21 protein-coding genes are annotated in these 13220 nt (G+C 70.7%); 5 read left to right on the top strand and 16 right to left on the bottom strand.

What is annotated here, in order from left to right:
* Positions 1–96: 96 nt before the first annotated feature.
* Both ACPEH2_RS05685 and ACPEH2_RS05680 read right to left on the bottom strand, forming a co-directional pair.
* Entirely contained in the window at positions 97–1254 is a 1158-nt protein-coding gene (locus ACPEH2_RS05685) for a cystathionine gamma-synthase (RefSeq protein ID WP_423718413.1), read from the bottom strand.
* On the bottom strand, positions 1251–2243 hold the full coding sequence (locus ACPEH2_RS05680) for a pyridoxal-phosphate dependent enzyme (protein ID WP_359920329.1): 993 nt from the start codon (positions 2241–2243) through the stop codon (positions 1251–1253). The genes ACPEH2_RS05685 and ACPEH2_RS05680 overlap by 4 nt, the downstream gene beginning before the upstream one ends.
* 231 nt (positions 2244–2474) lie before the next feature.
* Between ACPEH2_RS05680 and ACPEH2_RS05675 the strand changes: the two genes are divergently transcribed.
* Positions 2475–3026 (top strand): flavin reductase family protein, encoded by a 552-nt coding sequence (locus ACPEH2_RS05675; protein ID WP_253035669.1) that lies wholly within the window; start codon positions 2475–2477, stop codon positions 3024–3026.
* 30 nt (positions 3027–3056) lie between these two features.
* Here ACPEH2_RS05675 and ACPEH2_RS05670 read toward each other — a convergent pair whose 3' ends face one another.
* The gene (locus ACPEH2_RS05670; protein ID WP_217529395.1) at positions 3057–3563 is read right to left on the bottom strand and encodes a MarR family winged helix-turn-helix transcriptional regulator; all 507 of its coding nucleotides are present in this window, start codon (positions 3561–3563) and stop codon (positions 3057–3059) included.
* Positions 3564–3596: 33 nt separating this feature from the next.
* Positions 3597–3821 (bottom strand): hypothetical protein, encoded by a 225-nt coding sequence (locus ACPEH2_RS05665; RefSeq protein WP_217529397.1) that lies wholly within the window; start codon positions 3819–3821, stop codon positions 3597–3599.
* Positions 3822–4120: 299 nt separating this feature from the next.
* On the opposite strand from ACPEH2_RS05665, the gene ACPEH2_RS05660 reads away from it, so the two are divergent.
* The gene (locus ACPEH2_RS05660; RefSeq protein WP_217529401.1) at positions 4121–4474 is read left to right on the top strand and encodes a hypothetical protein; all 354 of its coding nucleotides are present in this window, start codon (positions 4121–4123) and stop codon (positions 4472–4474) included.
* A gap of 182 nt (positions 4475–4656) precedes the next feature.
* Here the strand turns inward: ACPEH2_RS05660 and ACPEH2_RS05655 are convergent, their stop codons facing one another.
* Entirely contained in the window at positions 4657–5145 is a 489-nt protein-coding gene (locus tag ACPEH2_RS05655; protein WP_423718412.1) for a CinA family protein, read from the bottom strand.
* On the bottom strand, positions 5123–5446 hold the full coding sequence (locus tag ACPEH2_RS05650; RefSeq protein ID WP_064003812.1) for a hypothetical protein: 324 nt from the start codon (positions 5444–5446) through the stop codon (positions 5123–5125). The genes ACPEH2_RS05655 and ACPEH2_RS05650 overlap by 23 nt, the downstream gene beginning before the upstream one ends.
* Positions 5447–5507: 61 nt before the next feature.
* On the opposite strand from ACPEH2_RS05650, the gene ACPEH2_RS05645 reads away from it, so the two are divergent.
* On the top strand, positions 5508–5837 hold the full coding sequence (locus ACPEH2_RS05645) for a hypothetical protein (RefSeq protein WP_217529403.1): 330 nt from the start codon (positions 5508–5510) through the stop codon (positions 5835–5837).
* A gap of 32 nt (positions 5838–5869) precedes the next feature.
* Here the strand turns inward: ACPEH2_RS05645 and ACPEH2_RS05640 are convergent, their stop codons facing one another.
* The 4 genes from ACPEH2_RS05640 to ACPEH2_RS05625 all read right to left on the bottom strand — a co-directional run bounded on the left by ACPEH2_RS05640 (position 5870) and on the right by ACPEH2_RS05625 (position 7538).
* The gene (locus ACPEH2_RS05640; RefSeq protein ID WP_064003810.1) at positions 5870–6427 is read right to left on the bottom strand and encodes a Dps family protein; all 558 of its coding nucleotides are present in this window, start codon (positions 6425–6427) and stop codon (positions 5870–5872) included.
* Positions 6428–6530: 103 nt separating this feature from the next.
* On the bottom strand, positions 6531–6761 hold the full coding sequence (locus ACPEH2_RS05635) for a hypothetical protein (RefSeq protein ID WP_311285265.1): 231 nt from the start codon (positions 6759–6761) through the stop codon (positions 6531–6533).
* A 70-nt stretch (positions 6762–6831) separates the two neighbouring features.
* Positions 6832–7149, bottom strand: coding sequence for a hypothetical protein (locus tag ACPEH2_RS05630; RefSeq protein WP_423718411.1), 318 nt, complete (start codon positions 7147–7149; stop codon positions 6832–6834).
* Positions 7150–7247: 98 nt separating this feature from the next.
* Positions 7248–7538 carry a hypothetical protein gene (locus tag ACPEH2_RS05625; protein ID WP_423718410.1) on the bottom strand — a complete coding sequence of 97 codons (291 nt, stop codon included), beginning with the start codon at positions 7536–7538 and terminating at the stop codon, positions 7248–7250.
* Positions 7539–7921: 383 nt separating this feature from the next.
* Here ACPEH2_RS05625 and ACPEH2_RS05620 point away from each other — a divergent pair, with 383 nt between their 5' ends.
* Positions 7922–8113, top strand: a complete 192-nt coding sequence (locus tag ACPEH2_RS05620; protein WP_311860339.1) for a hypothetical protein — start codon at positions 7922–7924, stop codon at positions 8111–8113.
* A gap of 37 nt (positions 8114–8150) precedes the next feature.
* Here the strand turns inward: ACPEH2_RS05620 and ACPEH2_RS05615 are convergent, their stop codons facing one another.
* Positions 8151–8957: a lytic transglycosylase domain-containing protein gene (locus ACPEH2_RS05615; RefSeq protein ID WP_423718408.1), complete on the bottom strand. Its 807-nt coding sequence runs from the start codon at positions 8955–8957 to the stop codon at positions 8151–8153.
* 196 nt (positions 8958–9153) lie between these two features.
* On the opposite strand from ACPEH2_RS05615, the gene ACPEH2_RS05610 reads away from it, so the two are divergent.
* On the top strand, positions 9154–9447 hold the full coding sequence (locus ACPEH2_RS05610; RefSeq protein WP_423718407.1) for a hypothetical protein: 294 nt from the start codon (positions 9154–9156) through the stop codon (positions 9445–9447).
* A gap of 38 nt (positions 9448–9485) precedes the next feature.
* Here the strand turns inward: ACPEH2_RS05610 and ACPEH2_RS05605 are convergent, their stop codons facing one another.
* From ACPEH2_RS05605 to ACPEH2_RS05585, 5 genes are all read right to left on the bottom strand, one after another.
* Positions 9486–9815: an ATP-dependent DNA ligase gene (locus ACPEH2_RS05605; RefSeq protein WP_217529411.1), complete on the bottom strand. Its 330-nt coding sequence runs from the start codon at positions 9813–9815 to the stop codon at positions 9486–9488.
* Between the two features lie 185 nt (positions 9816–10000).
* On the bottom strand, positions 10001–10576 hold the full coding sequence (locus ACPEH2_RS05600; RefSeq protein ID WP_217529413.1) for a hypothetical protein: 576 nt from the start codon (positions 10574–10576) through the stop codon (positions 10001–10003).
* Between the two features lie 13 nt (positions 10577–10589).
* Positions 10590–11735 carry a zinc-dependent alcohol dehydrogenase gene (locus ACPEH2_RS05595; RefSeq protein WP_423718405.1) on the bottom strand — a complete coding sequence of 382 codons (1146 nt, stop codon included), beginning with the start codon at positions 11733–11735 and terminating at the stop codon, positions 10590–10592.
* Between the two features lie 191 nt (positions 11736–11926).
* A complete protein-coding gene (locus ACPEH2_RS05590) occupies positions 11927–12568 on the bottom strand; it encodes a ThuA domain-containing protein (protein ID WP_254631845.1) in 642 nt (213 codons plus the stop codon).
* Between the two features lie 38 nt (positions 12569–12606).
* Positions 12607–13206: a DUF1349 domain-containing protein gene (locus tag ACPEH2_RS05585; RefSeq protein ID WP_423718404.1), complete on the bottom strand. Its 600-nt coding sequence runs from the start codon at positions 13204–13206 to the stop codon at positions 12607–12609.
* Positions 13207–13220 lie beyond the last annotated feature (14 nt).

Raw genomic sequence — 13220 nt, 5'->3', positions numbered from 1 at the left:
GGACCGGATGCAGGTTCAGCGAGGCGAAGGTCGCCCCCTAGAGGCCCGATCGCATCGTTCTTCCTGCACCGGGCACGCGCCCGCGCCCCGCCGGCGTCAGCCCTGCAGCGCCTGCTCGATGTCGGCGAGCAGGTCGGCGGCGTCCTCGATGCCGACCGATAGGCGCACGACCTCGACGGGGACGGCCGCCTCGGTGCCGCGGACCGACGCGTGGGTCATCGCGTCGGGGTAGTTGACGAGCGACTCGACGCCGCCGAGCGACTCGGCGAGCGTGAACAGCCGCAGCGACTCGGCGAACCGGCGCGCCGCCTCGCCCGATTCGAGCGCCAGCGAGACGATGCCGCCGAAGCCCGCCATCTGCCGCGACGCGAGCTCGTGACCGGGGTGCGACGCGAGGCCCGGGTAGTAGACCCGCGCGACCCGGTCGTGTCCGTCGAGGAAGGATGCCACGGCGAGCCCGTTCTCGCTGTGCTGACGCATCCGCACGGCGAGCGTCTTGATGCCGCGCGTCGTCAGCCACGCGTCGAGGGGTCCCGACACGGCGCCGACGGCGAACTGCAGGAAGCCGATCTTCTCGGCGAGCTCGTCGTCGTTCAGCACGAGCGCACCGCCCACGACGTCGGAATGACCGCCGAGGTACTTCGTCGTCGAGTGGACCACGACGTCGGCGCCGAACGACAGCGGGCGCTGCAGCGCGGGGGTCGCGAAGGTGTTGTCGACGACGACGAGCGCGCCGACGCCGTGGCCGATCTCGGCGAGGCCGGCGATGTCGGTGATGCGCAGCAGCGGGTTCGAGGGCGTCTCGACCCAGAGGATGCGGGGCGCGCGCTCGGTGACGGCGGCCCGAACCTTCTCGGGGTCGCTCATGTCGACGACGCGCAGCTTCACGCCCCAGTCGCCGAGGACGCGGGAGATGAGCCGGAACGTGCCGCCGTAGACGTCGTTGCCGAGCAGCACCTCGTCGCCGGGGCGCAGCACGGCGCGCAGCAGCGCGTCCTCGGCGGCGAGCCCCGAGGCGAACGAGAGCGCGTACGCGCCGCCCTCGATCGCGGCGAGCTGGGTCTGCAGGGCGGTGCGGGTCGGGTTGCCGCTGCGGCCGTACTCGTAGCCGCCGCGGAGGCCGCCGATGCCGTCCTGCGCGTACGTCGTCGAGAAGTGGACGGGCGGGATGACGGCACCCGTCGCCTCGTCGGGCTCCTGACCTGCGTGGACGGCGAGGCTCGCGAAGCCGCGAGCGGAGGACTGTGCACTCATGCGAGGCTCCCGGTGGTGGTCTCGGTTTCGGTGTCGACGGTGAAGCCGTGGTCGGTCATCCAGCCGTCGTCGTAGATCTTGCTGAGGTAGCCGCGCCCGTGGTCGGGCAGCAGCACGACGAGCACGGCGTCGGCCGGGAGGTCCCGTGCGACGCGGAGCGCCGCGACGACCGCCATCCCCGACGAGCCGCCGACGAGCAGACCCTCCTCGCGCGCGAGGCGACGGGTCATCGCGAACGACTCGGCGTCGTCCACCCTCTCGTAACGGTCGACGACGGTCGGGTCGAAGGTCGCGGGCATGAAGTCCTCGCCGACCCCTTCGACGAGGTAGCCGTGGATGTCGCCGCCGGAGTAGATCGAGCCCTCCGGGTCGGCGCCGACAACGGTGACCGCTCCCGAGCTCGCCTCCTTGAGGAACCGCCCCGTCCCGCTGATGGTGCCGCCGGTGCCCACGCCCGCCACGAAGTGCGTGACCCGACCGTCGGTGTCGCGCCAGATCTCGGGCCCGGTGGTCTCGTAATGGCCGCGCGGTCCGTGGAGGTTCGCGAACTGGTTGGGTTTGAAGGCGCCGGGGATCTCGGCGGCGAGCCGGTCCGACACGCTGTAGTAGGAGTCCGGATGCTCGGGCGGGACGCTCGTGGGCGTCATGACGATCTCGGCCCCGTATGCCTTCAGCACCGCGACCTTCTCGCCGGCGAACTTGTCGGGCACGACGAAGACCATGCGGTACCCGCGCTGCAGCGCGACGAGTGCGAGCCCCACACCGGTGTTGCCGCTCGTGGGCTCGACGATCGTGCCTCCGGGCTTCAGGTGCCCGTCGCGCTCCGCGGCGTCGATGATGTTCCGCGCGATGCGGTCCTTCGCCGAGCTGCCCGGGTTGAAGTACTCCACCTTGGCGAGGACCGTGGCGGCGAGGCCCTCGGTGACGGAGTTCAGACGGACGAGAGGGGTGTTGCCGACGAGGTCGGCGATGGAGCTGGCGTAACGCACGGGTTCTTCCTGACGGGATGCCGCGCTCACAGAGGCGCGGAAGCTGATGGGGTCGCGGGAGTCGCCGGGTAACCGGCGGTCAGCGACGACAACAGCGAAGGGTCAGCACCCGGCCATGGTACCGGACACCCGGCATCCGTGTCCGTCCGCTCTCGTCGTCATCCAACGCAACAGGACGAAAGGTTCGGACACATGACCCTCCCCCCGTCCGCGTGATCGTAGGTTCGAGGTATGACTTCTCCCGCACACGCCGCTTCGGACGATCACGGACTCGCCGCGTCCGGGCTCGGCGAGTCGCTCTCGCCCGAGGAGTTCAAGGCCGTCTTCCGGGGGCACCCGGGCGGTGTCGCCGTGATCACCGCGGATGCCGGGAACGGCCCCGTCGCGCTCACGGCGACGTCCGTGTCGTCGGTGAGCGCCGATCCCCCGCTCCTGATCTTCTCGGTGTCGTCGCAGTCGTCGGCGGCGCCCGTGCTCGCCGCGGCCGAGACGCTCGTCGTCCACCTGCTGGACGCCGACGACCTGCGCCTCGCCGAGATCGGCGCGACGAGCGGAATCGACCGCTTCGCGGAGCTGCCGTGGTCGCGCCTGGTCACCGGTGAAGCGGTCTATCACGGTGTGCGGGCCTGGGTGCGGTGCGCCGTGATCGACCGGATGGATGCCGGCGGTTCGACGGTCATCGCCGCGCACGCCCTGCAGGCGAACATCGCGCGCGACTCGACGTCGCCGCTCGTCTACCACAACCGCACGTGGCACCGGTTGGGGCCGGACACCGTCATCTGAGAAGAGCCGCGACCCCCTCGAGGGTCGTGGTCAGCCGCGACGGGCGAGATCGTCGAGCGCTGCGGCGATGCGGCGGATGGTGTCGGCCGTCACGGTCGCGGCCTGCTCGTCGAGACTGTCGATGACCGAGACGACGGCGCCGTGGTGGGCGCCGTAGACCTCGTCGACGAGATCGGCTGCGGTCTCCGTCGGCACGAGATAGTGGGCACGCCGGTCCGAAGGGTGCTGCTCCCGGATGACGTAGCCCTTGCTCACGAGTCGCTCGATCACGTTGGTGACGGTGGCACTGGAGGTCCCGAGCATCACGATGAGGTCCTTCGGGCTGACCTCCCGCTCCTCACGCCGCGCCTGCACGAGATAGCGGAGGGCGGCGAGGTCGATGCCGCCGAGGCCGGAGATGCGCTGGGAACGGTCCGCCTGGACCTGCTCGGCATGACGGAGCTCGAGGATGGCGCTGCTCAGCTCGCGCCCCGCGTCGGTCTTGGGCTGCGCGGCGTAGAGGTGCGTGTGCTCGTGTCGCACGATGGACTGAGGCATGTCAACTCCTCGGCTCGTGACGGGTGTCCAACATCATCCGATCGCCGCCCGAGCCTCAGCCGCGTCCGGATACTTCCCCACGAACCCGCCGGTGTGATCTCGGGCGATCCATCCCGCGGGGTTCTGTTCGACGGTTCCGAGGAACGCGCCGTGGGTGTTGCCGACCCAGAAGCCCGCCTCGACCTCGTGCCACGTCGCGACGCTGTCGCTGACGTCCACGGAGCCGTACGAGTCGAGCACCTCCATCGACTTCACCACCTTACATGTCCGAATCTGTGACAGTTCTTGTCCTTCTCGGAACCAATGATAGACAAGAGATGTGAAATCTACTAGATGTATTGTTTAGCTAGTAATTCAGGAACGGAACGATGACACCCACACCCTCACACCCCATCCCGGCGCCCTTCACGGCACTCGGGGTCGCTCTCATCCCTGAGCAGCGGACGGGCTGGAGGGCACTCATCCTCGATTCGCTCTCACGACAGCGGCCCCACCGGTCTACGGCCCGGCCGGCCCACCACTGACCCCCTCACCACGACCCACACCAGGAGAACGTCATGGGAAGCCTCTACTACGGGAACGTCGATTCCCCCATCGTCATGCCGGACCGCATCCTCGCTCACCTCGCCGCCGTGGCGACGACCAAGCTGCGGCGCAGCGAGAGCTTCGTCGTCTCGTGGAAGGGCACCGGAGAGGAGGGCGAGGGCCGCACGACCCTCTGGTTCCAGCCCGCCATCCCGCTGCGCTTCGTCTACGACCAGGCCGCGGCGATCCCCCTGAACCCCGCGACGCTGCGTGAAATGGCCGACCAGTCCACCTCCAACGGAGGACTCGTCCTCGATGCCGATCTCGACATCCCCGAGATCACCGCCGCCCGTCCTGAGACTCGTCGCCCGGTGGCCGCCGCATGAGTCACCCCGACTTGATCGACGAGGCGGACGCCTACGAGGACGCCCTCGCTGCCGACTTCACCGAACGCTTCGGGAGTCCGCCCCTGCTGGTGTGACCCCACAGGCCCCCCCTGCCGCCCCGCTCGCCGACCCCCCACGGCGCGGGGCGGCTTCTTGTGCGGACGCCACGGATGCCGCGCCCGTCACCCGTCCGCGCGCGTCGCCTCGACGGTCTGCAGCAGCAGGGCCAGCGCAGCCCCGACCGCCTGGTCGATCACCTCGGCGGGATCCCCGTCGAACCGCACGAGCTCGTGGCCGGCGGCATCTGCCGTCGCCCAGCCGAGGTAGACGGTGCCCGGAGCGTGCCCGCCCTGGGCGTCCGGTCCGCCGACGCCCGTCGTCGACACGGAGACATCCGCGCCCAGCAGGGCCCGGACCCCGCGTGCGAGCTGCTCTGCGCACTCGGGCGAGCAGGGATCGGTTCCGGGTCCGAGGCCCAGGACCTCCTCCTTGACGCGCACCTGATACGCGACGACCCCGCCCGCGAACCAGTCCTGGGCGGACGAGCCGCGCCCGACCTCGGCCGCCAGACGCCCGCTCGTGAGGGATTCGGCGACCGCGCAGACCACCCCGACGCGGCCTGCCGCGTCGGCGATGCGTTCGACGAGATCAGGCAGAGCTCTCCGCCTCACCGGGATCGGCGGGCTCGGGGACCAGGTGCAGACCGGCCGGCGAGTTGGCGGCGTACATCAGGGCCTCGGACCACGCGCGATTGATGCGCGACTGACGGCTGCCGTAGTACTTGAAGACGAGCGACGCGTGGGGGTGGAGCCAGACGGACGTGCGGCCCTCGCCGATGCTCCTGTCGTCGCGCCACGTGAAGTGGAAGGACTCGCCGCGCCGCAGCTTGTTGCCGATGACCTGCTGCAGGTGAGCCAGGGTGCGGTCTTCGAAGTCCACCTTGATGGAATCCTCATAGATGAACTTGCCCACTGCGGCCCCCTCGTCGTGTCATCGCGGAGTCGCGACGGACATCTCCCATTATGGTGGCCCCATGGGTGTGATCTACTACGGCAGCTCGGCGATGCCCATCCGGATCGCGGATCGCGCGCTCGCTCACCTGAAGATCGTGATAGCGACCAAGCTCCGACGTTCCGAGAGCTTCACCGTCTCGTGGCAGCACCCCGAGGACTCGCCGCAGGGACGCACCACCATCTGGCTGCACCCCGCCATCCCCCTGCGTTTCGTGTTCGACGAGCCCGAGCCGCCCGCGCTCAGCCGCGAGTGGATCGAGGAACTGGCGGCATCCGCCAACTCCTCCGGCGGCATCCAACTCATGCCGGAGATGTTCCACGACGACCGCGACGGCCACGTCACGGAGTGACGCGGCCGTCGGCAGAGGCTCTCGTCGAAGGATCACCGAGGAGTGCGATTCTCCGCACTGATCATCCAGGCGAACTGCTCGAGGCTCTCGAGGATGCCGTGCAGGATGTCGGCGCTCGTCGGATCCTCCTCGTCGACCTCGTCGTGCACGTCGCGGCACGTCGAAATGGTCGCCTCGAGGCGCTCGGTCACGAGGTCGATGACGTCCGAGGTCAACACCTCGCCGTGGGGGAACTCGGGCAGCGTCGTGGTCTCGGCGACGGTGTCGCTGCGGCCGTCGGGGACGGCGTGCAGGGCGCGCATGCGCTCGGCCACGGTGTCGCTGAACTCCCGGGCGGCGTCGATGATCTCGTCGAGCTGCAGGTGCGTGTCGCGGAAGTTCTTGCCGACCACGTTCCAGTGCGCCTGTTTACCCTGGATCGACAGCTCCAGGAGGTCGACGAGGACCGCCTGCAGGTTGTCACTGAGCTTCTGCGACGCGGTGAAGCCGCGCTCCGCGTTCTGCTCCTCCGTCAGCTGCGCACCCGACTTGGCGGGGCGACGCTTGTTGCGGGTCGCCGAGGTCGCGGACTTCGTCTGGGTTGTCGTCATGACACATCCTTCTTTCTCGGAACAGGGTCGTGTGTCACGCTACGTCGGCGTCGTCGCAGACGACATCGGGTTGCGCCGCCGGCGGCCCCGGTGATAGCCGGGCTCACGCGCCCAGGCGCGCCAGAGCGGCGGTCATCTCCTCGTCGGAGAGCGTCAAACCGGCATCCTGCAGTCGGCGCTCCAGCAGCAGGCGCACGTCCGCGCCCTCCTGGCCGGCGAGGTCGGCCTGGCACTGGACGATGATGCCGTCGATCCTCTGCGCGGCATCCGCGGGATTCTGTGACATCGAGGGGCCGGACTGGACCCCTTCACGGGGGTCAATGGCGTCGCTCATGCAGGACAGTCTGCGCGCCGGGCGGCGCAGGTGTCATCCCCTTGACCGCCACGGGCACCGGGGATAGAACTCAGACGGACCGCTGCCGATCCGGATGGATGCGGGGGCCGCGCCAGAACGGCGGCAAACCGTCGGGGTCGGGGTCGTCGAACGCCGCCGCCTGGCCGTCGGTGGGCGGATCCTGCGGCTCCGGTACGGGAATGACGGCGATCGGGACACCCGGTGTGATGAAGAGGTAGGCGGGCCGGGGGCTGCCCTCCCCGTCATTGACGGCGAGCCAATGCTGCCCTGCGGCCACCCCCTCCTGGATCTCCTGATGGACCTCGTCGAGGGTGCGATTGCCGATGCTGTACCACTGGCCGCCGTACGAGATGTCGATGCGGTTCATCGGTTCTCCTCGGCCTCGGACGGACATCGGAGACCCAGCATGCGCCGGATCGCCCACGGAGTCACGATCTTGACAGTCGGCGATGAGACGATTAGCCCCTACAGGGCCGCCAGCGGCGGACGGTGCGCGATCGGCTTCGGCTTGGCGCGGCGGGGCGCGGCTGCCGCGAGGTAACGGATCGCCCCGCGCAGCAGCTCGTCCACGGTGGGGTACCACCCCGTCCCACGACCGCAGAAGACCCAGGTGACGTCGTACCCGCCGTCGTCGGCGGCCTCGACGTACGCGATCAGATGGGCGGCGTCGGACGCCGCCGCCGTCGCGTCGCAGAGCCGCCATGCCGACGCGGACAGCGGCTCGAGGATCAATCGCCCGCAGGGATCCTCACTCACGGTCGCACCTCCGGATGTAGCGTGTTCGCAGGTCTTCGTCGATCTGCCGCGAGCTGACCGCCTCGCGGGTCCCACCATCGCTCCGCGCAAGGCGCGCACCGAGGGGCTTGACACCGCCGGGACCGAGGGTTAGCCGGGGTGAGTAGCAGACGCCGGGATGCGGCGTCAATGCCCCCGGCACGTCACGTGCGCTCGCCTAGCGTTGACGGTGCAAGGTACGTAGGCGGACGGTCGAGACGAGAGGTGTTCGGGTCACCGATTTTTTCTCCCGCGCTTACAACGGCCCCGGCGATCGGGCTTATCGCCGGGGCCTCACCTGTGCAAGCCCCTGCCCTGCGGCCCGGCGTCTCCGTAACGTCGGCACCTCGACGAGAGGAGCAGTCATGGACCACGACGCGCAGCACACCGAGTCGGACAAGCCGATTCCCGGAGGTGCACTCCCGGACGAGGACCCGATGGATGCGGTCAAGCAGGCCGTCGAGGACGATGCGGCGGTGCCCATCGAGAAGGTCGAGCCGGGCGTCGATCCCGACTCGGCGGATTCCAGCAGGTCGCTGAAGCGCACCGACCACTGATCGCGAAGGCCGCACCCCGTGTGCGGCCTTCGTCGTGTCAGCCCGCCGGCGTCATCTGCGCGTACTCGTTCGCGCGGGTCGCGACGTCGTCGATGTACCGGGTGAGCGGGTTGTAGGTGAACACGGCGTCGCGCCAGGCGGTCTCGGTCACCATCGGGCCGGACCGGCAGAGGTAACGCCCAGCCGCGAGGGCGGCGTCGTCGATGTGGTTCGGGTCGCGGGTGCCGTCGGCGTCTCCGTCCGCGCCCCACCGCCGCCAGGTCTCGGGGATGAACTGCAGCGGCCCGACCGCGCGGTCCCACCGGTCGTCACCGTCGAGGTCCCCGCCGTCCGTGTCGGCGATGGCCGCCACACCGTCCCCGTCCAGCCGCGGCCCCAGGATGCGGGGTGTCACCAGGCCGCTCTCGTCGAGGTGCGACCCGCCGTACGACCCGTGCCGGGACTCGACCCACCCGATCCCGGCGAGGGTGTTCCAGCCGATCGCGCAGGACGGCTGCTCGTGCGCGACGGTGAGGTCCGCCGCCGCGTACGCGATGACGGCGCGACGGGGGATGCCGGTGGCCGCCGCCACCCGCGACGCCCACTCGGCGTCGACGAGATCGACCGCCGCCGCGCGGGCGGGGTCGGCTCCCGCGACGGCGAGGGCGGGTGGCGGGGTGTCGGCCCAGCGCGACGAAACCGGCGGCAGGGGCGCGCCCTCGGGCTCGGCGGGATGCAGCGCCGCCGGCAGGCACGCGGCGAGGAGGATCACGACGGCGGCGGGGGCGACACCGATCCCGACGGCGAGCGCCGCGAGCCGGCCGCGCCGCGCGCGCGCCGGGGATCGCCTGCGGCGTGCCGCCATCTGCGCCTCCCCGGTCCGACTGCCCGCACCACGCTAACCCGTCGGCGTGAGGGCCCGCTGCGGGCTGCCCGTGTCGCACGTCGCGGTCAGCTCGTCACGGCCCCTCACCGACCGGAAGAGCGCTGCCTACGGTCCCCGGACGCGGCTCGGATGCATCCGGCATTTCTCCCGCCGCGGCGACCGGACAGGAGCCAGGATGTTCTTCCACAGACAGGAACTGCAGTTCACCGCGACACCCGACAAGCGCGATGCGATCTTCGCGCGGCGGATGCAGGAGGTCCACCTCTCCGACGGTCAGGCCGCGGCGGAAGGCTCGTGGGCGAGCGGCCCGACCCCCGACGGCAAGGGCGAGTTCACCTCCCTCGACGGGCCCGACACCTCGGTGCCGATGCCCCCGCCGACGCAGCCGGATCCGCGCTTCTACGGCACCGACGCCAAGCCGAATCTGATCGACAAGGCCGAGGGCGTCATCAAGGACAAGCTGTCCTGAGACGAGTCGGATGCCGGGCGGCGACGCCCGGCATCCGCTCAGATCGACTCGATGGTCCCCGTCTGAGGCTCATCGGGCGGCTCGGACATGACGAACAGTCCGCCCGATGAGTTCGCGGCGTACGCGAGCTTCTCGAGCCACGTCCGGTTCATCGCCGGCGCGCGGGACCCGTAGTACTTGAAGTCGAGGTCCGCGGACGGGTGGATCCAGACCGATCGTCGACCGTCGCCGACGGTCGCGTTGTCGCGCCACGTGAAGAAGAAGGACTCTCCGCGGCGCAGCTTGTTGCCGATGACGACCTGCAGGTGTGCGAGCGCCCGGTCCTCGACCTCGGTCTTGACCTGACTGCTGTAGTTGAATCGACCCATGGGGCGGCCCTCCGGCCGAGACCGCACCGTCACCCGCGGACACGCCGTGCGTGACGGCGCTGCGGATCCGCAGGGCGGTGCATCTCCGTAGCCGTGCCACGATCCTCTCCCCGCCCGCGCCGCGCAACCCCCGGCGCGCGGTGCGCCGGGGGTCGATGTCGTCCCGGGCGTGTCGGAAGATCGTGTCAGCGGCGGGATGCCGGGGCCACCGCCGCGCGGACGATCCGGAAGACGACCACCGCGGCCACCACCCACGGCCCCAGGACGAGGACGGGGTCCATCCAGGTGTGGCGCACGTCCACGCGGCCCCGCCCGACACGCGAGGAGATCGGGCCGCGTCCGCGTTCGCCGAGGATGCCCGACTGCGTCACCGGGTCGTCGGGGCGGCGGGAGAACAGGGACCTCGCGTGAGCGCCCGCCGACTCGACCCGGTCGCCCAGGATCAGCAGCATCCAGTGCGGTGTCTGCCCCTCGCTGAACCTCGCGTAGGCCAGTCGCCGGATCGCCCCCGAGACGCCGTGGAGCGGCTGCGCGGTCCCGAACACCGGGGTGAGGCGCTCGTGCTCGATCGAGCGCTCGCGACCGGACCCGTGCGGCTGCTGCTCGGGCAGGTCCCAGTGGGCGCCGGTCTCGATCCCGGGCTGTTCGCGCGGGAAGGCGGGGCGGTCGGCGGGGTCGAGGTCGGCGCCCCAGCCGGGGATGCGGCGGCGGAGGTCTTCGGGGTCGGGGGTCTGGCCGGGCTTGTCTGCGCGGTACGGCATGGTTCCTCCTCGCTCAGGCGCCGAACGTCACGACGGGCTTGATGATGCCGTCGAGCTTCGACGAGAAGACGTGGTAACCCTCGGCGATGTCGTCGAGGTCGAAGCGGTGGGTGATGAGCTCCCGCGGGGCGATGTGTCCGGCGCGGATGTGCTCGAGCAGGCGCGGCCACTGCCGCTTGACCGGCGCTTGGTTGGCGCGGATCGTCAGTCCCTTGTTCATGGCGTCGCCGAACTTGATCGCGCTGAACAGCGGCCCGTAGGCGCCCATGACTGAGACAGTCCCGCCCTTGCGGACCGCGTCGATCGCCCAGTTGAGAGCGATGGGCGAGCCGCCCTGGAGCTTGAGCTTCGCGGCCGTGACGTGCTGCAGGACGTGGCCGTCCGCCTCGGCCCCGACGGCGTCGATCACGGCATCCGCGCCGAGACCGTCGGTCATCTTCTTGAGCGTCAGCACGATGTCGTCGACCTGACCGAAGTGCACGGTCTCGGCGAAGGCGAACTCGCGCGCCTTCTGCAGCCGGTAGTCGAGGTGGTCGACGACGATCACGCGGCCGGCCCCCATGAGCCAGCACGAGCGCGCCGCGGCCAGCCCGACGGGACCGGCTCCCAGCACGACCACAGTGTCGCCCTCGACGATGTCGGCGAGCTGCGAGCCGAAGTACCCGGTCGAGAACGCGTCGGTCAGCAAAAGCGCATCCTCGGACGCGATGTCGTCGGGGATCACCTGAGGGCCGACGTCGGCGAACGGCACGCGCACCAGCTCGGCCTGACCGCCGTCGAACCCGCCGGTCGAGTGCGAGTATCCGTAGATGCCGCCGATCGCCGTCGCATTGGCGTTGACGTTGTGGCAGTTGGAGAAGAGACCGCGGGCGCAGAAGAAGCATGATCCGCAGTAGATGTTGAAAGGGACCATGACCCGGTCGCCGGGCGTCAGGTTCCGCACCGACGAGCCGACCTCCTCGACCCAGCCGATGAACTCGTGCCCGAACGTGTGGCCGACCCGGGTGTCGGGCATCATGCCGTGGTACAGGTGCAGATCGGAGCCGCAGATCGACGCCAGCTCGACGCGCACGATGGCGTCGTTCGGGTGAGCGATCACCGGGTCGCTCTTCTGGTCGACGCGGATCTTGTACGGTCCGCGATAGGTCATCGCCTTCATCGATCCTCCTCAGGTTCCGTGCGAGCCTGGTCGGAGGGGAGCACGCGAGCGAGGGGGTTGCGCCCGTCGCGGGGACGTGTCAGTCCGAGGCGTCGAGCTCGAGGCGGTACCTCATGCCCGCCTCGGTGAGGATGTGGCGCGGCTGAGCCGGCGCCCCGCGCGTCGGTGTTCAGCGCGCGGCGGCAGGGTCTTCAGCGCGTGGCGGCGGCCCAGGCGGCCAGGTCCGCGACGAGCGCGGCGTGCCCGGGCGCGTCGTACGAGCGCGCGTCGTGACCGAGCACGTCCACCGCGACGCGGGAGGGGCCGACCGTGCGCCGCCACGCCGTCGGCTCGCGGTGACCGGCGTCGCCCTCGTGCCACGCGATGACGTCCCGGTCGCCGGTGGCCTGAAGCGCGCAGTACCGCTCGTCCTCGACGGTGAAGGGCACCCCGTCCCGGGCGTCGACCACGACCCGGCCGAACGGCGGATGGAACGACAGCGTCGGCAGCCAGACCGCCCCGATCGCACCCGCCCAGCGCGGGTAGTCGCGCAGCGAGGCGACCGCGCAGTGCATCGCGAGGACGCCGACCCCGCGGTCGAGCGCCGCATCGAACGCGGCGACGGCCGCGGCATCCACTCCCCGCTCCCCGCCGCGCCACGGATCGCCCGCGTTGACGACGACGAGGTCGGCGTCCGCGAGCGACGCCATCGCGGCATCGACGTCCTCGCGGCCGGTCACGTCGTGACCGATTCCCTGCAGGATCGCCGCGAGTCGGGCGGAGGTCTCGGCGAAGGGATGCCACGGGTCGGCGTACCGGCCGGCACCCGACAGGATCACGGTGCGCACGGTCATGCCGGGAGGCTGCCGCGTCGGCGCCCTGCCTCGGGCCGTCAGTGCAGCTCCGCGTCGGCGGAGCCCCGCCGCCACGACGCGAAGGCGACGGTCAGCCCGGCACGGGTCGGGGCGCAGACGAACGGGCCCGCCGTGGCATCCAGGTCGGCCGCGAAGGGGATCACGCGGACCAGCCGCAGCGGCTCGTCGTCGGCGCCCGCCCGCACGGTGAGCGCGTTCCCGTCCCGGCTCACGCGCACCGTGATGCGGCGGCCGAGCCACTCCGGCACGGGAGCGAGCGACCAGTCCGACATCCTGTCGGTCACGACGGCGCCCAGCTGCAGGTCGCCGTCCGAGAACTCGACACCGGCCTTCACCCACCGCGTCTCGTCCACCCGGACGAACAGCCCGGCCTGGTCGAACTGGGCCTCGAAGGTCGCGTCGAAGGCGACCTCCATCGCGGTGCCGTCGGGGATCGGCGCGAGCAGCGCGTGCTCGGTGTCGTGGACGAACCCATAGGAGGTGATCCGCCACGCGTCGCTGCCCTCGACGGCGGTGACGCACAGCATCCCGTCCTGATCCACAGCCGCGTGCGGCGGGGTCGTCCAGGTCCCCTCCGACCAGGCGACGGGCTCTTCTGCTCGGGTGACGGCGCTCATCCCGTCAGGCTATC

The organism is Microbacterium sp. NPDC064942 (assembly GCF_049545525.1).
Classification (GTDB): domain Bacteria; phylum Actinomycetota; class Actinomycetes; order Actinomycetales; family Microbacteriaceae; genus Microbacterium; species Microbacterium gawkjiense.
The sequence above is the reverse complement of the archived record's forward strand: the minus strand, read 5'-3'. Positions and strand labels throughout refer to the sequence as shown.